The sequence below is a fragment of the Streptomyces sp. NBC_00075 genome (assembly GCF_045041225.1).
GTDB classification, from domain to species: Bacteria; Actinomycetota; Actinomycetes; order Streptomycetales; family Streptomycetaceae; genus Streptomyces; species Streptomyces adonidis.
The window spans coordinates 9,867,436-9,890,632 of the sequence record NZ_CP108243.1 but is presented as its reverse complement, the minus strand read 5'-3'; the positions used below and the strand labels follow the sequence as shown (position 1 = coordinate 9,890,632).

At 68.7% G+C, this 23,197-nt stretch carries 18 protein-coding genes; 11 read left to right on the top strand and 7 right to left on the bottom strand.

Annotation, left to right across the window (positions count from 1 at the left end; translation table 11 throughout):
• Positions 1-75: 75 nt before the first annotated feature.
• From OG787_RS43300 to OG787_RS43290, 3 genes are all read left to right on the top strand, one after another.
• A complete protein-coding gene (locus OG787_RS43300; protein ID WP_369030106.1) occupies positions 76-1,104 on the top strand; it encodes a LacI family DNA-binding transcriptional regulator in 1,029 nt (342 codons plus the stop codon).
• A gap of 142 nt (positions 1,105-1,246) precedes the next feature.
• Positions 1,247-4,531, top strand: coding sequence for a discoidin domain-containing protein (locus OG787_RS43295; protein WP_405538956.1), 3,285 nt, complete (start codon positions 1,247-1,249; stop codon positions 4,529-4,531).
• A gap of 24 nt (positions 4,532-4,555) precedes the next feature.
• Complete coding sequence (locus OG787_RS43290; protein WP_405538955.1) at positions 4,556-6,052, top strand: family 43 glycosylhydrolase; 1,497 nt, start codon at positions 4,556-4,558, stop codon at positions 6,050-6,052.
• Here the strand turns inward: OG787_RS43290 and OG787_RS43285 are convergent.
• The 7 genes from OG787_RS43285 to OG787_RS43255 form a co-directional block, all read right to left on the bottom strand.
• Entirely contained in the window at positions 6,024-7,157 is a 1,134-nt protein-coding gene (locus tag OG787_RS43285; protein ID WP_369030119.1) for a PP2C family protein-serine/threonine phosphatase, read from the bottom strand. The two genes, OG787_RS43290 and OG787_RS43285, sit on opposite strands and share 29 nt — an antisense overlap.
• Positions 7,158-7,324: 167 nt before the next feature.
• Positions 7,325-8,083, bottom strand: a complete 759-nt coding sequence (locus tag OG787_RS43280) for an IclR family transcriptional regulator (RefSeq protein ID WP_369030109.1) — start codon at positions 8,081-8,083, stop codon at positions 7,325-7,327.
• Positions 8,084-8,362: 279 nt separating this feature from the next.
• Positions 8,363-9,235, bottom strand: coding sequence for a carbohydrate ABC transporter permease (locus tag OG787_RS43275; protein ID WP_369037866.1), 873 nt, complete (start codon positions 9,233-9,235; stop codon positions 8,363-8,365).
• On the bottom strand, positions 9,225-10,283 hold the full coding sequence (locus tag OG787_RS43270) for a carbohydrate ABC transporter permease (protein WP_405538953.1): 1,059 nt from the start codon (positions 10,281-10,283) through the stop codon (positions 9,225-9,227). Before OG787_RS43270 ends, OG787_RS43275 begins: the two co-directional genes overlap by 11 nt.
• 2 nt (positions 10,284-10,285) lie before the next feature.
• Positions 10,286-11,578: an ABC transporter substrate-binding protein gene (locus OG787_RS43265; protein WP_405538952.1), complete on the bottom strand. Its 1,293-nt coding sequence runs from the start codon at positions 11,576-11,578 to the stop codon at positions 10,286-10,288.
• Between the two features lie 319 nt (positions 11,579-11,897).
• Complete coding sequence (locus tag OG787_RS43260) at positions 11,898-12,941, bottom strand: LacI family DNA-binding transcriptional regulator (protein ID WP_369037869.1); 1,044 nt, start codon at positions 12,939-12,941, stop codon at positions 11,898-11,900.
• A 234-nt stretch (positions 12,942-13,175) separates the two neighbouring features.
• Positions 13,176-14,207, bottom strand: a complete 1,032-nt coding sequence (locus OG787_RS43255; protein ID WP_369037872.1) for a LacI family DNA-binding transcriptional regulator — start codon at positions 14,205-14,207, stop codon at positions 13,176-13,178.
• Positions 14,208-14,432: 225 nt separating this feature from the next.
• On the opposite strand from OG787_RS43255, the gene OG787_RS43250 reads away from it, so the two are divergent.
• The 8 genes from OG787_RS43250 (at position 14,433) to iolD (ending at position 23,188) form a co-directional block, all read left to right on the top strand.
• Positions 14,433-15,452: a sugar ABC transporter substrate-binding protein gene (locus OG787_RS43250; protein WP_369037870.1), complete on the top strand. Its 1,020-nt coding sequence runs from the start codon at positions 14,433-14,435 to the stop codon at positions 15,450-15,452.
• Positions 15,452-16,528: an ABC transporter permease gene (locus tag OG787_RS43245; RefSeq protein ID WP_369037871.1), complete on the top strand. Its 1,077-nt coding sequence runs from the start codon at positions 15,452-15,454 to the stop codon at positions 16,526-16,528. Before OG787_RS43250 ends, OG787_RS43245 begins: the two co-directional genes overlap by 1 nt.
• Before the next feature lie 4 nt (positions 16,529-16,532).
• A complete protein-coding gene (locus tag OG787_RS43240; protein ID WP_369037107.1) occupies positions 16,533-17,447 on the top strand; it encodes an ATP-binding cassette domain-containing protein in 915 nt (304 codons plus the stop codon).
• Positions 17,448-17,532: 85 nt separating this feature from the next.
• Positions 17,533-18,390 (top strand): sugar phosphate isomerase/epimerase family protein, encoded by an 858-nt coding sequence (locus tag OG787_RS43235; protein ID WP_369037106.1) that lies wholly within the window; start codon positions 17,533-17,535, stop codon positions 18,388-18,390.
• A 200-nt stretch (positions 18,391-18,590) separates the two neighbouring features.
• Entirely contained in the window at positions 18,591-19,559 is a 969-nt protein-coding gene (iolC, locus tag OG787_RS43230; RefSeq protein ID WP_369037105.1) for a 5-dehydro-2-deoxygluconokinase, read from the top strand.
• A 4-nt stretch (positions 19,560-19,563) separates the two neighbouring features.
• A complete protein-coding gene (locus OG787_RS43225; RefSeq protein WP_405538950.1) occupies positions 19,564-20,436 on the top strand; it encodes an aldolase in 873 nt (290 codons plus the stop codon).
• Positions 20,433-21,308, top strand: a complete 876-nt coding sequence (iolB, locus tag OG787_RS43220; protein WP_405538949.1) for a 5-deoxy-glucuronate isomerase — start codon at positions 20,433-20,435, stop codon at positions 21,306-21,308. Before OG787_RS43225 ends, iolB begins: the two co-directional genes overlap by 4 nt.
• Positions 21,305-23,188, top strand: coding sequence for a 3D-(3,5/4)-trihydroxycyclohexane-1,2-dione acylhydrolase (decyclizing) (gene iolD, locus OG787_RS43215; RefSeq protein ID WP_405538948.1), 1,884 nt, complete (start codon positions 21,305-21,307; stop codon positions 23,186-23,188). Before iolB ends, iolD begins: the two co-directional genes overlap by 4 nt.
• The last annotated feature ends 9 nt before the right edge of the window (positions 23,189-23,197 follow it).

Genomic DNA, 23,197 nt, shown 5'->3' with positions numbered 1-23,197 from the left:
AAGTGCGCGGGAGCCACCTCGGCCGAAACAACTCGCGTACGGTTTACGCACGCAAGGCGAGACAGGAGTTCATCCATGGCACAGGCCACCGGCCCCTCTCGTTCGCAGCCCGCCACCCTCAGCGACGTGGCCCGGCTGGCGGGCGTGTCCATCGCCACCGCGTCCAAGGCCCTCAACGGCCGCAGCCAGGTGCGCGCCGAGACCCGACAGCGCGTAGTCGACGCGGCCGAGCGCCTCTCGTTCCGCCCCAACCAGCTGGCGCGCGGTCTTCTCGCCGGGCGCACGGGCACGGTCGGGCTGCTCACCAGCGACCTGGAGGGCCGGTTCAGCATCCCGATCCTCATGGGCGCCGAGGACGCCTTCGGGGCGGGCGAGGTCGCCGTGTTCCTGTGCGACGCCCGGGGGGACGCGATCCGCGAACAGCACCATGTCCGGGCGCTGTTGGGCCGCCGGGTCGACGGTCTGATCGTCGTGGGCAGCCGGACCGATCCGCGTCCGTCCCTGGGCCGGGAGCTGCCGGTCCCGGTGGTCTACGCGTACGCCCCGTCGGACGACCCGGACGATCTGTCCATCGTCCCCGACAACGTCGACGCCGGCCGGATCGCCGTGACCCACCTGCTCGCGTGCGGGCGTACCCGGATCGCGCACATCACCGGCGACCCCGGGTATCTCGCGGCGCGGGAGCGGTCCGAGGGCGCCCTGGCCGCGCTCGCCGACGCCGGTCTGACCCCGGTCGAGGAGCCCAGGTTCGGCGCCTGGTCGGAGGGCTGGGGGCGGGCGGCCACCGCGCTTCTGCTCGACCGGCACTCGGACGTCGACGCGGTGCTGTGCGGCAACGACCAGATCGCGCGCGGCGCCATGGACGTACTGCGCGAGCGCGGCCGGCGGGTCCCGGAGGACGTGTCGGTCATGGGCTTCGACGACTGGCACGTCCTGACCTCCGGCGCCCGGCCGCCGCTGACCAGCGTCGACATGAACCTCGAACAGGTCGGCCGGGCCGCCGCGCACGCCCTGTTCACCGCGATCGGCGGGGGCCGGCGCTCGGGCATCGAGGCGCTGCCCTGCCGGGTGGTGATCCGGGGCTCGACGGCACCGTTGTCCTGAATCCCGCTGTCCTGGATCCTGCTGCTGTCCTGAATCCCGCCGTCGATGAACTGGGCTATCGACCACCACTCTTGACACTCCATCAGCTCGCTCCTACGTTGCGAAAACCTTTTAGGTCGTTTCAGCAAAGGGGAGCCGTCCGATGCGAAGACGAATCGAACCCGCCTTACAGCGCCTCCTGATCGTCCTGGCGCTCGTGGCCTGCTCCGCCCTCACCGCGACCCCCGCTCGCGCCGCGCAGACCATCGGGTTCCCCACCTTCAGCGGACCCGCGATCCCGGCCCCGCCCGTCGCCCACACCACCGGCGACATGATGAAGTCCATCTACGACGCGGAGAGTTCGGGCACCGACTTCTGGATGGACCGGCTGCTCGCCCGCACCGGCGACGACCCTGCGGGCCCCTGGCTGATGAGCCGGGGCCGCGCCCTCTTCATGAAGACCCACAATCCGGCGGTGCTCGGCTTCGGCGGCAACGTCGCCTACTGGGAGAGCGTCAACAACCAGAACGCCTACACCGTCGCGATCAGCCCGGGCACCTTCACCGAACAGGTCGCCCAGCGCCGCCAGGTGCCCAGCCACTGGAACAGCGTCCACACCAGCGGCTCGGTCACGGTCAACCAGACCAAGTTCATCACCGACAACAACGTGGCCGTGACCAACCTGTCGATCAAGAACAACGGCACGGGCTCAACGACCCTGCAACTACGGGCGACTTCGCCGTACGCCACCACAGGCACCGGCAGCGAGCTGACCGGCCAGGTCAACGCGTACAACAACCTGACCACCCTCCGCCCCCGCCTCACCGGCGACGGTTTCACGGTCTCCAGCGGCGGTCTCAACCGCTCGGTGACGGTCGCGGCCGGCGCCACGGTGACCGCGAAGGTGGTGATGGGCTTCGTCACCGACGAGATCCCCGAGTCGCTCACCGAGTACAACGCCTACGCGGGCTACTCGAACGCGACCGCCTTCGCGACGCACGTCAGGGCCTACAACCTGTGGTGGGCGCAGAACGTGCCGTACATCGACGTACCCGAACCGGCGATCAAGAAGAGCGTCTACTACCGCTGGTGGCTGATGCGCTTCAACAACCTGGACGCCGACATCCCCGGGCAGACCTTCCAGTTCCCGACGTCGACCGAGGGCGTCCTCGGCTACAACAACGCGATCGCGCTCACCCAGCCGATGCACATCGACGACCTGAAGTACCTGCGCAACCCGGCCTACGCGTACGGGGATTGGCTGAGCGTCGGCCAGACCTCGAAGGGCGGGCGGTTCCTCGACAACCCGGGTGACCCGGAGAACTGGTCCAACAGCTACACCCAGTACATCGCCGAGGCGGCCTGGAAGAGCTACCAGATCCACGGCGGCCAGCCGGGCATCGCCGCCAACCTGGCGCGGTACGCCGAGGGCGACGTCAAGGGCCAACTCGCCTACTACGACCACGACAACAACAAGCTCATCGAGTACGACTGGGGCGCGCTGACCGGCAACGACGCCGACGCGGTCTCCTTCCACTGGAAGCCCGGCAACATGGACCGCGCCGAGTCCGCCTACCAGTACAGCGGCGCACTGGCCGCCGCGCAGGCCTACGAGGCGATCGGCAACACGGCCAAGGCGACCGAGATGCGGACACTGGCGACGCAGATCAAGGACGCCATCGTCAACGTGCTCTGGAACCCCAACCGGCAGTTGTTCGAGCACCGGTTGAAGTCGACGAACGAGTGGGTGCCCTGGAAGGAGATCAACAACTACTACCCGTTCGCGGTCGGCGCGGTCCCCAACACCACTGCCTACAAGCAGGCGTTGCGCCTGTACGACGACCCGGCCCAGTACCCGGTCTTCCCCTTCTACACAGCCAACCAGGTCGACAAGCAGGCGGCGGCCGACGCCGGGGAGCCGGGTTCCAACAACTTCTCGACCATCAACTCCACTGTCCAATTCCGGCTGTACTCCTCGGTGTTGCGCAACTATCCCAACTCGTGGATGAACGCGACCGACTACAAGAAGCTCCTGTACTGGAACACCTGGGCGCAGTACGTCGGCGGCAACACCCAGTGGCCGGACGCGAACGAGTTCTGGGCGGACTGGAACGGCAGCTCCATCGACTACCGCTCCTGGATCCACCACAACATCCTGGGCAGCAGCAACTGGACGGTGATCGAGGACGTCGCCGGTCTCCGGCCGCGCAGTGACGCCAAGGTGGAACTCTCCCCGATCGACATCGGCTGGAGCCACTTCACCGTCAACAACCTCCGCTACCGCAACGCCGATCTGTCGATCGTCTGGGACGACCCGGCCGACGGCGTGGTGCGCTACCCGGGCGTCCCTGAGGGCTACTCGATCTACGTCAACGGCAACCGGGCAGCCACCGTCAGCTCCCTGGTCCCCTTCACCTGGGACCCGGCGACCGGTTCCGTCACCACCAGCGGCACGGTCACCTACAACACGACGGTCGCCGGACTCCAGGCACCCAACCAGGTCGTCCAGAGCAGCCCCCGTATGGTCGACATGCTCGCCAAGGCGGGCGTCGACCTCACCGCCGACCTGACCAACCTGGCGTCCGGGGCGACGACTTCGGCCTCGTACACCGGGTCCGGCAGCTCGGTGTCGGGCGCGGTCGACGGCTATCCGACCAACGAGCCGTTCTGGGGCGCCAGCGGCTCCGCCAACAGCCAGGACTGGTACGAGCTGAACTTCGGCGCGGCCCGCACACTGAACGAGGTGCGCCTGTACTTCAAGGACAGCCGCCCGGCCAGTACGACCTACCGGGCGCCGTCCGCGTACACCATCCAGTACTACGACGGCAGTTCATGGGTGAACGCCCCCAGCCAGACCAGGACCCCGACCGCTCCACGCGCCAACTACAACCTCGTACAGTTCCCGGCGATCACCGCTCAGCGCGTCCGCGTGCTGGCCACCAACGCCTCAGGCGCGAAGACGGGCCTCACCGAGGTCAAGGCCTTCAACCGGGGCGGTGTCCAGCCACCGCAGCCACCGGCCAACCAGGCGTCCTCGGCGACACCGTCCGCGTCCTACACCTCCGCCTGGGAGAGCGTCGCCGCGCTCAACGACGGCATCGATCCGCCCTCGTCCAACGACACGGTGAACCCGCGCTGGGGCACCTGGCCGGAGACGGGCCAGCAGTGGGCCGAGCTGACCTGGCCGACCGCGAAGACCCTCAACAAGGCCGACGTGTACTTCTTCGACGACGACCAGGGCATCGACATGCCCTCGGCCTGGAAGCTCCAGTACTGGAACGGAAGCGCATACGTGGACGTGCCGGGCGCGGGTGCGTACGGGCTGGCGAAGAACCAGTACAACTCCGTCTCGTTCACGGCCACCAGTACCACCCGCCTACGGGTGCTGCTCACCGCCACCGGCACCAGCTCCGTCGGACTCCTCGAAGTCAAGGCGTACGGACCCTGAGGGATGAGAAGGGATGTGCCTGAAGTGACCCGTTCCAGATGTACGGCCGTACTCGTCGCCGTGCTCGCCATGGTGGTCGCCCTCCTGGTGGCGCCGCCCGCGTCCGCCGCCGTCACGTTCAGCTCGACGGGCGTGAACCAGAACGGCGGCAACTGCCTTGACCTGCCCGGCGGTTCGACGACCAACGCGACCCAGCTGCGCGCGTTCACGTGCAGCTCGGGCGCCAACCAGAACTTCGGCTACACCCCGGTCGCCGGGACCTCCGACACGTACACGATCACCACGCAGTCCGGTCAGTGCGTCGACGTCTTCGGGGCGTCCACCGCGGACAACGCCACGATCATCCAGTGGCCCTGCCACAACGGGACGAACCAGCAGTGGCGGCTCGTTCCGGTGACGGTCTCCGGAACCGACAAGACCTTCAATATCGTGTCCGTCTCCTCCGGCAAGTGCGTGACGCCCAGCGGCGGTTCGTCCGCCTCGAACACCAACCTCGTCCAACTCCCGTGCGCCACCGCCAACGGCAGGGTGTGGCGGCTGCCCGGCTTCACCAGCGACGGCACCGGCACGCACACCTTCACCAACCCGCTCTCCCAGCACGGGCCCGACCCCTGGCTGACGTACTACGACGGCTACTACTACCTCGCCACGACCACCTGGAACTCGACGATCACCATGCGCAAGGCGAGCACCCTCGCCGGGCTGGCGACCGCCACCGACCAGGTGATCTTCAACCTGACCCGACCCAACGGGGCGGGCACGATGTGGGCCCCGGAGTTCCATCTGCTCGACGGCCCGAACGGCAAGCGCTGGTACTTCTACTACACGGCCGGGCAGGAGCCGTACAACCTGGGCACCCAGCGCATCCATGTACTGGAGAGCGCGGGGCTCGACCCGATGGGCCCCTACTCCTTCAAGGCCGACCTGCTCGACCCGACCCAGGACAACACCTGGGAACTCGACCCGGGCATCCTCCAGTTGAACGGTCAGCTCTATCTCCTCGGCACGTTCTACAACGGCTCGCAGCCCATGTTCATCCGGCCGCTCTCCAACCCGTGGACCGCGAGCGGCACCCGCCGGATCCTGTCGACCCCGACCTACAGCTGGGAGACGGTCGGCGGCGCGGTCAACGAGGGCGCCGAGGTGCTCCAGCGCGGCGGCAAGACGTTCATCGTGTACTCGGCGAGCCACTGCTCCACGCCCGACTACAAGCTGGGGATGCTGACGTACAACGGAACCGGCGACCCGCTCAACTCCGCCTCCTGGGTCAAGTCACCGAACCCGGTCTTCCAGCGGTCCAACGCCAACGGCGTGTACGGGCCGGGCCACAACGGGTTCTTCAAGTCACCTGACGGGACGGAGGACTGGATCGTCTACCACGCCAACAACTCGGCCTCCGGCGGCTGCGACATGAACCGCACCACCAGGGCGCAGAAGTTCACCTGGAACGCCGACGGCACACCGAACTTCGGTACGCCGGTGGCTCTCGGCGTCACGCTGACCGCGCCGTCGGGCGAGTAACGGGCACCTCGCACCCCGTGGCCCCACACATCGACGGTTCGGGAACCACCACTTCCCGGACCGTCGGTTTGCGGATCAGGAGCAGCGCCGCGTCGTCGTGGAGCCGCCCGCCCACATGGTCGAGGAGTTCCTCGTGGAGCGCGTCGAGGGTGCGGGCGGGCTCGTCGGAGGCATGGCGGGCCAGTCCTTCGTCGAGCGGGTAGAAGGCGCGGCCCCGGTCACGGGCCTCGGTGACCCCGTCGGTGTAGAGGAGGAGCTGGTCGCCGTCGGCGAAGGGCAGCACATGGAGGTCGGGGGTGTGGCCGGTGAGGGCGCGCAGGCCGAGGGGCGGGGCCGGGTGCGCGGGCTCCACGGCCGTGACCTCGCCCGAGGCGTGGACGAGCAGCGGGGGCGCGTGGCCGCAGTTCACCACCTCCAGGTGTCCCGGCCTCGGGTATCCGGCGACCACGGCGGTGACGAAGTCGTCCGGGCCGAGGTTGCGGGCGAGGCTCCGCTCGATGCGGTCGACGACGGCGAGCAGATCGGGCTCGTCGTAGGCGGCCTCGCGGAAGACACCGAGGACCAGCGCGGCGGTCCCCACGGCAGGCAGCCCCTTGCCGCGCACATCGCCGACGATCAGTCTCACCCCGTACGGCGTGGGTATCAGCGCGTACAGATCACCGCCGATCCGGGCCTCGGCCGCCGCGGCGCTGTAGCGGACGGCCACCTGGAAGGGGCCGACCGTCGCCGGGACGGGGACGAGCAGGGCGTGCTGGGCGGTCTCCGCGACCGAGCGGACGGCGTCGAGGACCCGCTCCCGGCGTCCGCGCAGCGCGCTGGCCAGGCCGCTCGCCAGGGTGACGGCGGCGAGGGCGGACAGGACGGCGGCCAGCTCGCGGGCCGGTACGCCGTTCCAGCTGCCGAGTGCCGCACCGAGCGCCCCGGCGAAGAGGCCGACGCAGAAGACACCGCGCGGTCCGTTGGTGGTGGCGGCCAGTGCGGGCCCGGCGGCGAGCAGCGGGAGCCAGGTCGACCCGGCTCCGCCGACGAGGTCGCCGAGTACGACCCCGGCGACGATCAGCACGGGCAGGAGGGGCAAGAGGGGCAGGATCCGGAGCGCGGCCATGCTGTTCCTGAACGTCCGCATCGGCCAGTGGTCGCCGTCATGGTGTCGGGCCTGACTCATGTTCCGTCCGCAGTCCTCACCTGTGTACGGGGTGAGCCCCCGATATGCCTGTTTCATCCAGTAATCAGGAAACGCGATCAACCGGGTCGGAAACAAGGAGCGGATTTTCAGATAGTGAGCGAGAGACGCCTGGTCACACGGTCCGCGATCGGCATCAGCCGGGCCCGGATCTCCGGCAGCCGGGAGAGCCGGTCCACCGGCATGGACACGCCGAGCGAGCCGAGCGTGTCGCCCCGGTAGACGGGGACGGCGACACAGACCGTGCCGAGGGAGTACTCCTCCAGGTCCGTGACGGCCGGGGCCACCGGTGAGGAGTCGATGCGCCGGAGCAGTTCCGGCGGGCTGGTGATCGTTCTCGGGGTGAGGTCGGCGAGGTGGTGGCGGGAGAGGTAGTCCTTGCGGGAGTCCTCGTCCAGCTCGCGCAGGACGGACTTGCCGAGTGCGGTGGCGTGTCCGGCGTCCTCGAACCCCACCCAGAGGTCGACGCGGGGCGCTCTGGGCCCGTCGACGATCTCGGCGACGCGAATCTCGCCCTCCTCGTAGAAGGTGAGGTAGGCGGCGGTCGCCAGTTCGTCGCGCAGCGCGGCCAGCGTGGGACGGACCCGGCTGAGCAGCGCCTGCCCTCGGCCGGTGGTCCGCAGGGTCTGGAACTTGTCGCCGAGGATGAACCCGCCGTCGTCGAGTTTCCGCAGGTAGCCGTCGTGGACCAGGGTCCGCAGCAGGTGGTAGGCGGTGGCCAGGGGCAGGCCCGTCTCGCGTGCCAGCTGCTTGGCCGGCGCGCCGTTCTCGTGCGCGCTCACCGCCTCCAGCAGGCGGAAGGCCCGCTGGACGGAGGTGATGAGCGTGGGGCCTTCGTGCGCACCCATGGGACCAGCGTGCGCCCGGCATGCGGCACGAGCAAGGCGTGCGAGGCGAGGGGCGCGCAGCGCTTGTTCTCGCCCCCGCCGCCCCTGCCCGTTCCCATCCCTGGGGGCTGAGCCCCCAGACCCCCCTTTGTCCTCAAACGCCGGACGGGCTGAGAAACCCAGCCCGTCCGGCGTTTGAGGACGAGGCCGTGCAGGCCGATGGCGGGGGTCTGGGGGCGGCAGCCCCCAGGGATGGGAACGGGTAGGGGCGGCGGGGGCGAAGAAAAGCCCTCACCTCCGTCACATCTTCGTCGCCCCCGCCGCCAGGTCCCGCAGGAAGTGCCGGGCCCCGAACAGGAAGACGATGATCAGCGGGACGACACTCATCAGTGCCCCGGCCATCACCAGCGAGTAGTCGGTGTTGTACAGGACGTTGAGATTGGCCAGGGCGACCTGGAGAGTGACCCTGTCGGGGTCGATCATGACGACCAGGGGCCAGATGTAGTCGTTCCAGATGCCGATGAAGGTGAAGATGCCGAGGAACGCCAGGGCCGGCCGGAAAAGTGGCAGCGCCACCTGCCAGTACAGACGGAAGAAGCCCGCGCCGTCGATGCGCCCGGCGTCCAGCAGTTCGTCGGGCAGCGAGTTCTGGGCGTACTGGCGCATCCAGAAGATGCCGAAGGCGTTGGCCGCGCCCGGAATGATCAGGGCTTTCAGCGAGCCGGCCCAGCCGAACTCGGCCATGGTGACGAACTGTGGCACCAGGGAGAGCTGCGCGGGGATCATGTACGTGACCAGCAGCGAGCCGAACAGGAACTTCTTCGCCGGGAACTCGTACTTGGCGAAGGCGAACGCGGCCAGCGAGTCGAAGAACAGCACCAGCACGGTGCCGAGCACGGCGACGACGACGGTGTTGAACAGCGAGCCGAAGAAATCGACGGTGTCGAGCACCCGCCGCATGTTGTCCAGGAGATGCGTCCCCGGGATCAGCTTGGGCGGGTACTGGTAGATGTCCTGGGTGGTGCCGGAGGCCATCACCACCAGCCAGTAGAAGGGGAACAGTGAGACCAGCACACCGAGGAGCAGCACCGCCCGGACACCGATCCGGGTGACTCTGCTGCCGGAGCCGATGGCGAGGCCCGCGTTGCTGGTCGTCCTCTCGTCAGCGGCCATCACGCACCCCCTTGCCACGCAGACGCAGACGCAGACGCAGACGCAGACGCAGACGCAGACGCAGACGCAGACGGCTGACGATGCCGGCACGGTCGTCGCTGTCGGAGCCGGAGACCAACCGCCAGTTGATGACCGTGAACACCGCGATGATCGCGAAGAGCAGCCAGCCCATCGCGGCCCCGTAGCCGAACTGATGGTCCTTGAACGCCTTCTGCCAGAGATAGAGCACGACGGTCATACCTTCCTGGCCCGGTCCGCCGATGGTTCCGACATCGTCCGACTGGAAGAGCACCTGGGACTCGGTGAAGATCTGTAGGCCGTTGATGGTGGAGGTGACGGCGGCGAAGAGGATGACGGGCCGCAGCTGCGGCACGACGACCCGGAAGAGGGTCTGCCAGCTGTTCGCGCCGTCGACACGGGCGGCCTCGAAGTGCTCGGTGGGGATGGCCTGGAGGCCCGCCAGGAAGATCAGGGCGTTGTAGCCGATCCACCGCCAGATGATCATGATGGAGACGGCCGACTTGATGCCCCACTCGGAGGACAGCCAGCCGACACCGTCCAACCCGACCGCGCGCAGCAGCGAGTTGGCGAGCCCGGCCTGCGCGAAGACCGAGCCGAAGACGATGGTCATGGCGACCATCGAGGTGACGTTGGGGATGAAGTACGCCACCCGCAGGGCGCCCGTGAACCGGACCTGCGAGTGCAGCATGAACGCGAGCACAAGCGCCAGGAACAGCATCGGCACCGTGGACAGGAACCAGATCTCGAAGGTGTTGAGCACCGAGTGCCAGAAGACCGAGTCCTCCAGCAGCCAGCCGTACTGCTTGAACCCGATGTAGCGCATGTCCCCGATGCCGTCCCAGTCCTGGAACGACAGGTACAGGGAGAAGACGACCGGGAAGGCGCCGAAGACGGCGAACAGGACGTAGAACGGGGAGATCGCGAGGAGCGGCGGGAAGTGGCGGCGCCATCCGCCGGGGGCGGTGGATCGCGTACGACGGACAAGGGGCTGCTTGCTGTCGGTCGGCGGGTCGAGAACCGTGGCCATGGTCAGCTCACCCCCAGCCGGGACAGCGTGGTCTCGGCGGTGTCGACCGCGTCCTGCCAGGCCCGGTCGGGCTTCTTGCCGAGCAGTTCCACGTTGGTCAGCTCCTGGAAGAACGGGGTGTTGGCGGTCTCCTCGTACGGGCTGAAGTAGATGACCGGAGCTTTCTCGGCGGCCGGGCCGAAGACGTCGATGGGCTTCTGGCCGCCGAAGAACGGGTCGGCCCTGTGCATCGCGGGGTCGGCGTAGGCGGCCGGAGTGGTGGGGAACAGGGACATCTCCTGGTAGCTCTTGAGCTGGTTCTCCGGGCTGAGCAGCCACTTCATGAAGGCGAATCCGCCCTCGGGGTCGCGGCAGTAGCGGGTCATGGTGACGTAGGAGCCGCCGTAGTTGCCGGGGCCGTCCGGCATGGTGGTCAGCCGCCAGGCGCCGGTCGTCCTGGGCGCGGTCTCCTTGAGGCCGTTGATGGCCCACACGGCGGTGGTCATCGTGGTGACCTTTCCGCCGCTCATGGCCGCGTTGTAGTCCGGCGTACCGTCCGTGATCCTCGCGCTGAGCCCCTGCTGAAGTATTTCCACGGACAGGTCCCACGCGCGTCGGATGTGCGCCTGGTCGCCGATGAAGCGGTTGTCGGCGTCCACGAACTGCTTGGGGCTCTGGAGCAGGGCCTGCTGGAAGACGTTGCCGATGTTGGTCACCAGGTAGGGCTTGCCGGGCCCCTTCGTCCGGAGGGTCCGTCCGGCGTCGATGAACTTCTCCCAGGTGGGCATCGCCTCGGCGACGTCCGCCGGTTCGTACGCCAGTCCGGCCGCCCGGAAGAGGTCCCTGCGGTAGTAGAGCGCGGTGGGGCCGGCGTCGAGCGGGAAGCCGATCATGCGGCCCGACGGGGTGAAGCAGCTCTTCCACTTCCAGTCGAGGTACTGGTCACGGACGGACTCCGCGCCCACCGTCCGCAGGTCGAGGAACTCGTTCTCGTCGGGGAAGAACGTGGCGAGGTTGTCGGAGTTCACGACCGTCAGGTCCGGCACATAGGCGTGGGCGGCGAGACTCGTGCGCACCTTGTGGTCGATGTCCCCGTCGGGGATCTGGGAGCCCTTCACCTTGACCCCCGGCGCACCGGGGACACCCCGTCTGGCGGTGGCGAGGAGCTTGTCGCTCAGGGAGCCCTTCCAGTACCAGAGGCTCAGATGGTCGGTACCCACGGAGGCCGAGCCACTGCTCGCCCCGCATCCCGACAGCCCCAGCAGGGCCGCACCCGCACCGCCGAGGGAGACCCCCAGCAGTCGTCTGCGGGACATTGTTCGGTGTTCCATCGGCGCGCACTCACTTTCCGGGCACGGCTCGACCGGGGCATGGCGCCGCTCGGGCCCGTTCAACGGGTGGGGGGAGAGCAGAAGGCTGAGACAACGATGTCGGCCAGAGCCGTGAACGTTCACGTGAACGTTGCCGTTGAGTATCGACACGGCCGAAAACCAGTGTCAAGGGACGTACACGGAAGATGTGTTGGCGTACTACAAGGACACCGGGTGCCAAGGACGCGCCCCAAAGGGGCGCGGGGAACTGCGCGACCGGCCCCCCACCGCCCCGCAGCCAACGAACCACCCATACGCCGAAGCCCTACACCGAGGCGCGCAACACCAGTTGAGGCACAACCCACGCATCGGAACCGCTCAACGGCTCCTCCCCCGCCCGCAACCGAGCCACCTGCTCCACAGCCAGCCGCCCCAACTGCCGCTTGTCGAGATGCAGAGTGGTCAGCGCCGGCTCCACCAACTCCCCCAGCGACAGCCCGTCGAACCCCATCACGGCCAGGTCGTCCGGCACCCCCAGCCCCCGCCGCCGAGCGCACCGCATCGCCCCGATGGCGATCAGGTCGTTGAAGCCGAACACCGCGGTGATCTCGGGCCGAGCGTCAAGGAGTTGAGCCATCCCCACCTCCCCGCCCGCGACGCTGTGCTCGGGACTGCGCACGATCCAGCTGTCGTCGACGGGCAGCCCATGCCGTCGGACCTCGGCGAGAAACGCCTCGCGCCGGGGCCCGGGCGCGTCGATCCGGTCCCCGTCCAGCATCCCGATCCTGCGATGTCCCGCGCCGACGAGATGGGCGATGCCCTGCGCGAGCCCGGCGGCGGCGTCGATACCCACCGCCGCGAACTGCGTCTGCTGCGGGCCGCGTTCGAGCAGGACGAGCGGTACGCCGCCGAGGTGGCGGGCGAGAACGTCGTCGTCGTTCTTGAAGTAGCCGACGACCGCGTCCGCCTGATGGGACAGTACGTCGAGTGCCTCGCGCTCCCTGGTGTCGTCGGTGCGGGAGTCCCACACGACCACCTGCCAGCCGCGCTGCTCGGCGGCCTCCAGCACACCGGCGGCCACCTCGGGGAAGAACGGGTTCATCAGGTCCGGGATCACCAGTCCCGCCGTCACCGCCCCCTTGCGGACGAGGCCCCGCGCGAACCGGCTCGGCCGGTAGTCCAGCAGTCGGGCGGCCTCCAGGACCCGTTCCTTGGTGGCCGGGTCGATCTCGCCCTTGTCGTTGACGGCCCGGGAGACCGTCTGGCGCGAGACTCCGGCCAGTTGGGCGACGTCGTTGATCGTGGCCCGGCGGCGGGGGCCGTCAGGCTGCTCGGTACGCGGCTCCAGCTGCTGCTTGTCGGCCCACACGCTGTGCACTGTATCCGGCCACGGCGAGCCGGGGCTCCGGGCGGCCCGAGGGACCGGACAGCAAAGCGCTCGATCCGATGTCTGCCGCAACCCGCAGCCACTGCACGGAGGTCACCCACGTGGGCCACGGCGACTACCGGCTGACGTGCCGCCATAGCCACAAGGCCTCTGACAGCAGGACGCCTCGAACCCCATCCGCCAGCACCGCGACCGGCAAGGTACCGACCATCCCGCTCAGCCTCTTGCGGCGGTGGTCCCCCGCAGGACGAGGCGCGGGTTCAGCACCACCTCACGGGACTCGGTACGCCCCTGGTCGAGGCGTTCGACGGCGGCGGTCACCGCGTACCGGGCCTGTTCACGGGCGCTCTGGCTGACGGTGGTCAGGTTGAAGCAGCTCAGCCGGGAGAGGGCGTCGTCGTCGTACCCGGCCACCGACACCTCGCCCGGGACGTCGACGCCCGCGCGGGAGAGCGCAGCCAGGACGCCGATGGCGGACTGGTCGTTGTAGGCGACGACAGCTGTGGGCAGTTCGCCGCCGTCGATGAGATGGCGGGCCGCACGCTCACCCGCCGCCTCGGTGTGGTCGCCGCGCAGCACCTTGATGTGCGCGTCCAGACCGTGCCGACGCATGGCGGCGCGGTACCCGCGGCGCCGGTCGGTGGCGATCACGCCCTTGCCGCCGTCGACGTACGTGATCGCGTGATGGCCGAGTGACACCAGGTGGTCGACTATCTGGCCGACACCGTCCTCGTCGGCGCTGCGTACGACGTCCAGGTCGGCGTCGTCGATCCGGCGGCCGACGGCGATGACGGGTGCCTTGCGGTCGAGGGCGGCGAGGGTGTCGGCGGGAGCGGTCGGGCCGAGCAGGATCAGGGCCTCGCTGCGGAAGGCGAGCAGCGTCTCGACGGCGGTGTGCTCGTCGCGGGTGCGGGTCTGGGTGCTGAGGACCAGGTCGTAGCCCACGTCCTCAGCGGCCGTGTGTAGATGCTCGACCAGTTCGGCGTGGAACGGGCTGTGGATGTCGACCATGACGCCGAGCAGCCGGGTGCGCCTGCTGGCCAGGAGGCTGGCGGTGCGGTCGACCTGGTAGCCGAGGTCGGCGGCGGCCTTCAGAACGCGCTGCCGGGTGCGCTCGCTGGGGCCGGCGACTCCGCGCAACACCAGGGAGACGGAGGCGGTGGACACCCCCACACGCGCGGCCACGTCCTCCAGCCGGGGACGCCTGCTCGCACCGTCCCGGCCACGCGCCGAACCGGCCTCGTCCACTTGTGCCTCCCGCCAGATCTTCCTGCGCAACACCCTTGACACGTTCGTGAAACGAGCCGATAGTACCAGGACTTAAAGCGCTTTAAATTGTCCTGATGTTCTCACCGCGACTCCGACAGGGACCGTCGCGGTTCCCCGGCCCCATCCACCAGCCGCGGATCGCTGCCCCATCCCCCCACTTGCCTCCCCTCTCTCCCTCCCATTGCACAGCGAGGTGCATGAAGCATGAACCGCACATCTCTTCCGCGATCCCGCAGAATCGCCCCCGTCGTCGCCACGGCCGCGGCAGCCGCCCTGGTGCTGGCGGGCTGTTCCAGCGACTCCGGCGGCAAGAAGTCCGAGGACGGCGGCGCCGAGGCCTCGGCGGGCAAGGCCACCACCCCGCGGATGACGATCGCGATGGTCACCCACGCGCCCTCCGGCGACACCTTCTGGGACACCATCCGCAAGGGTGCCCAGGCCGCCGCGGCCAAGGACAACGTCAAGCTCATCTACTCGAACGACGAGACCGCCGGCGACCAGGCCAACCTGGTGCAGAACGCGATCGACCAGAAGGTCGACGGCATCGCGGTCACCCTCGCCAAGCCCGACGCGATGAAGGCCGTCGTCGCCAAGGCGGAGGCGGCCGGCATCCCCGTCGTCGGCTTCAACGCCGGCCTCTCCGTGTGGAAGGAGCAGGGCCTGCTGTCCTTCTTCGGCCAGGACGAGTCCGTCTCCGGACAGGCGCTAGGCACCAAGCTCAACTCCACCGGTGCCAAGCACGCCGTGTGCGTCGTCCAGGCCCAGGGTGACGTCAACCTCGAAGAGCGCTGCGCCGGTGTGAAGAAGACGTTCAGCGGCAAGACCGAGACCCTCTACGTCAACGGCACCGACATGCCGTCCGTGAAGTCGACGATCACCGCGAAGCTCAACCAGGACAAGTCCATCGACGAGATCGTCACGCTCGGCGCCCCGTTCGCGCTGACGGCGGTCCAGTCGGCGTCCGAGGCCGGCAGCAAGGCGAAGGTCGCGACGTTCGACCTCAACAAGGACCTGATCGCGGCCATCGAGGCGGGCGACATCCAGTTCGCGGTCGACCAGCAGCCGTACCTCCAGGGCTACTTGGCGGTCGACTCCCTGTGGCTCTACAAGAACAACGGCAACTACAGCGGCGGCGGCGAGCAGCCGATCCTGACCGGCCCGGCCTTCGTCGACAAGTCCAACGTCGAGAAGGTGGCCGCGTTCGCCGCGAAGGGCACCCGGTGATGAGTATGACCCAGCAGGCTGCGCCGGCGGTGACCACACCGCCGGCTCCGCCGGTCAGCCAGAAGGACGGACGCACCGCCGAACGGTCCCTGGGGCGGCGGGTGTTGGCCCGCCCCGAGGTCGGCGCGCTCATCGCCGCCATCGGCGTGTACCTGTTCTTCTTCGCGGCGGCTCCGGCTTTCCGGGAGACCAGCGCACTGTCCACCGTGCTGTACCAGGCGTCGGTGATGGGCATCATGGCGTTGCCGGTGGCCCTGTTGATGATCGGCGGGGAGTTCGACCTGTCCGCCGGTGTCGCGGTCACCACCTCCGCACTCACCGCCGCGATCCTCAGCTTCCAGCTGTCCATGAACGTGTGGACCGGCGTGATCGTCGCTCTGCTCGTCTCACTCGCCGTCGGCGCCTTCAACGGCTGGCTGCTGATCAAGACCGGGCTGCCGAGCTTCCTGGTCACCCTCGGCTCGTTCCTGATCCTTCAGGGCGCGAACCTCGCCGTGACGAAGATCTTCACGGGGAACGTGGCGTCCGACTCGATCTCGGACATGGACGGCTTCGACCAGGCCAAGAAGGTCTTCGCGTCCGAGTTCAGCATCGGCGACGTGAACTTCAAGATCACGATCGTGTACTGGCTGGTGTTCGCGGCCATCGCGACCTGGATCCTGCTGCGCACCAAGTTCGGCAACTGGATCTTCGCGGTGGGCGGCAGCCAGGACAGCGCCCGCGCTGTCGGTGTCCCGGTCAAGTTCACGAAGATCGCGCTGTTCATGGGTGTGGGCGCGGGTGCCTGGTTCGTGGGGATGCACCTGCTGTTCTCGTTCAACACGGTGCAGTCCGGTGAAGGCGTGGGCAACGAGTTCCTGTACATCATCGCGGCGGTGATCGGCGGCTGTCTGCTGACCGGTGGTTACGGCTCGGCGGTGGGCCCGGTGATCGGTGCGTTCATCTTCGGCATGGTCTCCCAGGGCATCGTGTACGCCAACTGGAACCCGGACTGGTTCAAGGCGTTCCTCGGCGTGATGCTCCTGGTCGCCGCCCTCGTCAATCTGTGGGTCCGCCGCCAGGCGACCCGGAGGTGATCGCATGACAACCAACGAAACCTCCCCCAACGGCACGCTCACCAAAGAGAGTTCGCCCGAGGACGGCAAGCCGATCGTCGAGCTGCGCGACACCGGCAAGTCGTACGGCAACATCCGTGCCCTGCACGGCGTGAACCTCACGGTCCGTTCCGGTCAGGTCACCTGCGTGCTCGGCGACAACGGCGCCGGCAAGTCGACGCTGATCAAAATCATCTCCGGGCTGCACCAGCACACCGAGGGCGAACTCCTCGTCGACGGCACCCCGGTGCACTTCGGCACGCCCCGTGAGGCGCTGGACGCCGGTATCGCGACGGTCTACCAGGACCTGGCGACCGTCCCGCTGATGCCGGTGTGGCGCAACTTCTTCCTCGGCTCCGAGATGACCAAGGGCCCCTGGCCCGTGCGCCGCCTCGACATCGAGAAGATGAAGCAGACGGCCGACGCGGAACTGCGCAACATGGGCATCGTCCTGGACGACCTCGACCAGCCCATCGGCACCCTCTCCGGCGGCCAGCGCCAGTCCGTGGCCATCGCCCGCGCCGTCTACTTCGGCGCCCGCGTCCTCATCCTCGACGAGCCCACCGCGGCCCTCGGTGTCAAGCAGTCCGGGGTGGTGCTCAAGTACATCGCCGCCGCCCGCGACAAGGGCCTCGGCGTCATCTTCATCACCCACAACCCGCACCACGCCTACATGGTCGGCGACCACTTCAGCGTCCTGCGCCTGGGCACCATGGAGTTGAGCGCCGCCCGCAGCGAGGTCAGCCTCGAAGAACTCACCAACCACATGGCCGGCGGCGCCGAACTCGCAGCCCTCAAGCACGAGTTGGCCCAGGTACGCGGCGTCGACGTCGAAGAACTCCCCGAGGCCGAAGACCTCCAGGCGCCCCTGGCCGCCTCCTCGGAAAAGACGACGCCCTGACCCCGGAGAAGGCCCGGCGAATGCTCGGCAACGGCTCGGCGAAATCAACGCCCCACCGTCTCCCCGTGACCGGAAGGCACACCCCGTGAAGATCGCCCTCGACCCCTATATGATCCGCAACGTCCCGCTCCTCGAACTGCCCGCCGTGGTGGCCGAGTTGGGCTACGAGTGGATCGAGCTGTCCCCCCGGGAGGACTTCATCCCCTTCTTCCGGCACCCACGCGTGGACGACGCGACGGTACGGAAGTTCCGCAAGGCGCTGGACGCGGCGGGCGTCGGCATCTCCTCCGTACTGCCCCTGTTCCGCTGGTCGGGGCCGGACGAGGACGCCCGCCAGGCCGCCGTACGGTACTGGAAGCGTGCCATCCAGATCACCTCGGATCTCGGTGTGGACAGCATGATCTCCGAGTTCAACGGCCGCCCCGAGGACCCGGACCGCAGCGAGGCGCAGTTCTGGAAGTCGATGGACGACCTGCTGCCGGTGTTCGAGCGCGAGGGCGTCAAGCTGGCCCTGGAACCGCACCCGGACGACTTCATCGAGAACGGCTACGACGCCGTCAACCTGATCCGGGGCATCAACCACCCCAACGTCAGCTTCCTCTACTGCGCCCCGCACACCTTCCACATCGGCAACGACGCCCCCGGGATCATCGAGTACGCGGGCGACCTGCTCACCCACGTCCATCTGGCCGACGTCTTCGACCACACCGCGTCGTCGGGCAACCGCTACATCCTCAACCCGCCCGGCACCACGGCCCGGGTCCACCAGCACCTGGACATCGGGGAGGGCGAGGTCGACTTCGACGAACTCTTCGGCGCCCTGCACACGAACGGCTTCGACGGCACCCTCACGGCGTGCGTCTTCGCCTGGGAGGAACGGGCCAAGGAGTCCTCCCGCTTCATGCGGAAGAAGATCGACGAGTACCTGGCCGCCCGCCCCTGACGGCTGCGACCACCTCGGCACGCACCTCCGGCAGCCCGACGACCCGGTGGTGCGTGCCGACCGGACACTGCCTGTCCAGCCACCGAGGCAGCATGTTTTAACAATCTATTGACATGACATTTCAGCACGGGCATCGTTCTCTGCTGAAAGCACTTTTAAAGCGCTTTAAGTCCGCCGATCCGCCGAAGGGAAACCCCGTCATGCCGTTGGAAGTCCTGACCATGGGCCGAGTGGGAGTGGATGTGTATCCGCTCCAGACGGGCGTGGGCCTGGCGGACGTCACCTCGTTCGGCAAGTACCTCGGCGGCAGCCCGACCAACGTCGCCGTGGCCGCCGCCCGGTACGGGCACTCCGCGGCCGTGATCACCAAGACGGGCCGCGACCCGTTCGGGGACTTCGTCCGCACGGCCCTGACCGGCTACGGCGTCGACAGTCGCTTCGTCGGTACGTCGGACATCGCGCCGACCCCGGTGACGTTCTGCGAGATCTTCCCGCCGGACGACTTCCCCCTGTACTTCTACCGGCTCCCCAAGGCCCCCGACCTGGACATCCGCCCGGAGGAACTGGACCTGGAGGCCGTACGCGACACCCGTGTCTTCTGGGTGACCGGGACCGGGCTGAGCGAGGAGCCGAGCCGTTCGGCCACGCTGGCGGCGCTGGCGCACCGGGCGAAGACGGGCACAACGGTGTTCGACCTCGACTGGCGGCCGATGTTCTGGACCGACCCCGCCGAGGCCCGTACGTACTACGCGGAGGCCCTGCGCCACACCACCGTCGCGGTCGGCAATCTCGACGAGTGCGAGGTGGCGACCGGTGAACGCGAACCGTACGCCGCCGCGAAGGCGCTGCTCGCCGCAGGAGTCGAGCTGGCCGTGGTCAAGCAGGGACCGAAGGGTGTGCTGGCCGTGGGCCGCGACGGCTCGGTCGCCGAGATCCCGCCGGTGCCTGTGAACGTGGTCAACGGGCTCGGCGCCGGTGACGCCTTCGGCGGCGCCCTCTGTCACGGCCTGCTGGCCGGCTGGGACACGCGCCGCACCATCGCCTTCGCCAACGCGGCCGGTGCCATCGTCGCGGGCCGGCTGTCCTGCTCCGACGCCATGCCGACCGAGGCCGAGGTCGAGGCCAAACTCCGCGAGGCCTCCCCCGCCCTCATCGATGGAAAGGCGTGACGACGTGCTGTCCGACAACGTGAACCGGATCGTGGCCGCCCGAGTCGGCGACCCCGGCGCCATCGCGACGGCCGCCGCACGCCGGGTGAGGGCCCATTCGCTGCTCGGCGAGCACGGCAAGGCGATGATCATCGCCGCCGACCATCCCGCACGCGGCGCCAACGGGGTCGGCGGCGACCCGAACGCCATGGCCGACCGCTTCGAACTCCTCGACCGCCTGTGCACCGCCCTGGAGCGGCCCGGCGTGACCGGAGTACTGGCCACCGCCGACATCCTCGAAGACCTGCTGCTGCTCGGCGTACTCGACAGCAAGAGCGTCTTCGGGTCGATGAACCGGGCGGGACTCGCCGGGTCGGTCTTCGAGATCGACGACCGGTTCACCGGGTACGACGCCGAGACGATCGCGGCGATGGGCTTCGACGGCGGCAAGATGCTCACGCGTATCGCGCTCGACGACCCGGCGACACCGTCGGCGCTGGAGAACACCGCGCGTGCCGTCAACGAGCTGAACGACCGTCAACTCATCGCCATGGTCGAGCCGTTCGTCTCCACCTGGCAGGACGGCAAGGTACGCAACGACCTCTCCGCCGATGCCGTCGTCAAGTCGGTCAGCATCGCCTCGGGGCTGGGCCGGCGCACCGCCTACACCTGGCTGAAGCTCCCGGTCGTGGCCGACATGGAGCGCGTGCTGTCCGCCTCGACACTCCCCGCGCTGCTGCTGGGCGGCGAGGTCAGGGACGCCGCCGCCGCGTTCGCATCTTGGGGAAAGGCGCTGAAGCAGCCGACCGCACAGGGGCTGGTCGTCGGCCGTTCCCTGCTCTACCCGTCGAACGGCGATGTCGCCGGTGCGGTCGACAAGGCGGTGAGCCTGCTGTGACGGACACGGGCAAGTACCACCTCCCCAAAGGGAGTTCGGCCGACGGACCCTACGACCTCCTGGTCACGCCCGAGTCGGCGGGCTGGGGATACTCCGGCCTCAGGATCCTGACCCTGGAGCCGGGCGAGGCGCACGCCCTGTCCACCCGGGACTCCGAGTTCCTGGTCCTGCCGCTGACGGGCTCCTGCACCGTCACCACGGACGGCAAGGCCTTCGAACTCGCCGGGCGGACGGGCGTGTTCGCCTCGGTCACCGACTTCGCGTACCTCCCGCGCGAGTCGGAAGCCCTGATCAGCAGCGCGACCGGAGGACGGTTCGCGCTGCCCGCAGCCCGTACCGGGCGGAGCTCACTCTCCGCCCGGTACGGCCCCAAGGAAGGCGTCCCCGTCGAGCTGCGCGGGGCCGGGGCCTGCTCCCGCCAGGTCAACAACTACTGCCTGCCGGGCACGTTCGAGGCCGAGCAGCTACTCGTCTGCGAGGTGCTGACACCCGGCGGCAACTGGTCCTCGTACCCGCCCCACAAGCACGACGAGGCACGCCCCGGGGTGGAGTCCGAGCTGGAGAAGATCTACTACTTCGAGGTCGACGGCGGTGAGCGGGCCTTCGGCTACCAGCGGGTGTACGGGACCGAGGACCGGCCGATCGATGTGCTGGCCGAGGTCCGCTCCGGCGACACGGTGCTCATCCCGCACGGCTGGCACGGGCCGTCGATCGCCGCGCCCGGCTACGACCTCTACTACCTCAACGTCATGGCCGGTCCCGGGCAGGAACGCGCCTGGCTGATCTGCGACGACCCCGCCCACGGCTGGGTGCGCTCCACCTGGGACACGCAGGACATCGACGACAGGCTCCCCTTCGGAGAGAACCAATGACTACCGTCCGGCTCACCACCGCCCAGGCCCTGGTCCGCTTCCTGGCCAACCAGTACAGCGAGCGCGACGGCCAGGAGCAGCGGCTGATCCCCGGGGTGTGGGGCATCTTCGGGCACGGCAACGTGGCCGGCATCGGCCAGGCGCTGCTCCAGGCCGCCGTCACCCAAGAGGCCGATCTCCCCTACTACTTGGCCCGCAACGAGCAGGGCATGGTGCACGCGTCGGTCGCCTACGCGAAGATGCGCGACCGGCTCGCCACGTTCGCCTGCTCGGCGTCGACCGGGCCCGGCTCCACCAACATGATCACCGGTGCGGCTCTGGCCACGACCAACCGCATCCCGGTGCTCCTGCTGCCGTCCGACATGTTCGCCACCCGTGCCGCCGACCCCGTGCTCCAGCAGCTGGAGGACACCCGGGGCGGGGACGTCACCGTCAACGACGCCTTCCGCTCCGTGTCCAAGTACTTCGACCGGATATCCCGGCCCGAGCAGCTGATCCCGGCCGCCCTCGCCGCGATGCGGGTCCTCACCGACCCGGTGGAGACCGGCGCCGTCACTCTCGCCCTGCCGCAGGACGTGCAGGCGGAGGCGTACGACTGGCCGGTCGCGTTCTTCCGGCGGAGGGTGTGGCATGTCGGCCGCCCGGTGCCGGAACCGCAGGCCGTGCAGCGGGCCGCCGCTCTTCTCCGCAGCGCCAGGAAACCTCTGATCGTGGCCGGTGGCGGCACCGTGTACTCGGGTGCGGAGACCGCGCTGCGGGCCTTCGCCGAGGCCACCGGCATCCCCGTCGCAGACACTCACGCGGGCAAGGGCGCGGTGCCGTGGGACCACCCGTACGCCGTCGGCGGACTCGGCTCGACCGGTTCGTACGCCGCGAACGAGCTGGCCCGAGACGCCGATGTCGTCCTCGGCATCGGTACCCGGTACTCCGACTTCACCACCGCCAGCCACACCGTCTTCGGCAACCCGGACGTCACCTTCGTCAACCTCAACGTGGCCCGCCTGGATGCCGTGAAGCACTCGGCGGAGCCGCTGGTGGCCGACGCCCGGCTCGGCATCCAGGCCCTCGCGGGAGCCCTCACGGAATGGGAGGTGGACCAGGAGTACCGCGACCGGACCCGCCAACTCATCGCCCGTACAAGGGAGATCGAGGAGGAGTGCTTCGCGCCGTCCCGCAACACCGGCGAACTCCCCGCCCAGACCCAGATTTTGGGCGCCCTGAACGACGTACTCGGCGACCGTGACGTCGTGATCAACGCGGCCGGCTCCATGCCCGGCGACCTGCAACAGCTGTGGCGGGCCCGGGATCCGAAGGCCTATCACGTCGAGTACGCGTACTCCTGCATGGGCTACGAGGTCGCCGCCGGAGTCGGCGCGAAGATGGCCGATCCGTCGCGGGAGGTCGTCGTACTCGTGGGCGACGGTTCGTATCTGATGATGGCTCAGGAGATCGTCACCATGGTCTCCGAGGGGCTCAAAGTCATCGTCGTCCTGGTGCAGAACCACGGGTTCGCGTCCATCGGGGCGCTGTCGGAGTCGCTCGGCTCGCAGCGGTTCGGCACCAAGTACCGCTACCGGGACGGTGATTCGGGCCAGCTCGACGGCGATGTGCTCCCCGTGGACCTCGCTGCGAACGCGTCGAGTCTCGGCGCGGACGTCCTGCACGCCACCTCCGTAGACGAGTTCCGGGCTGCGATGGAGAAGGCCAAGGCGGCCACCCGTACGACCGTCGTGCATGTCGAGACCGATCTGTACGGGCCGAACCCGCCCGGTCACGGCTGGTGGGACGTCCCCGTCGCCCAGACGTCCGCCCTGGACTCCACCCGCGCCGCGTACGAGACGTACGCCTCCCACAAGCTCGGCCAGCGCCACTACCTGTAAGGACACCCT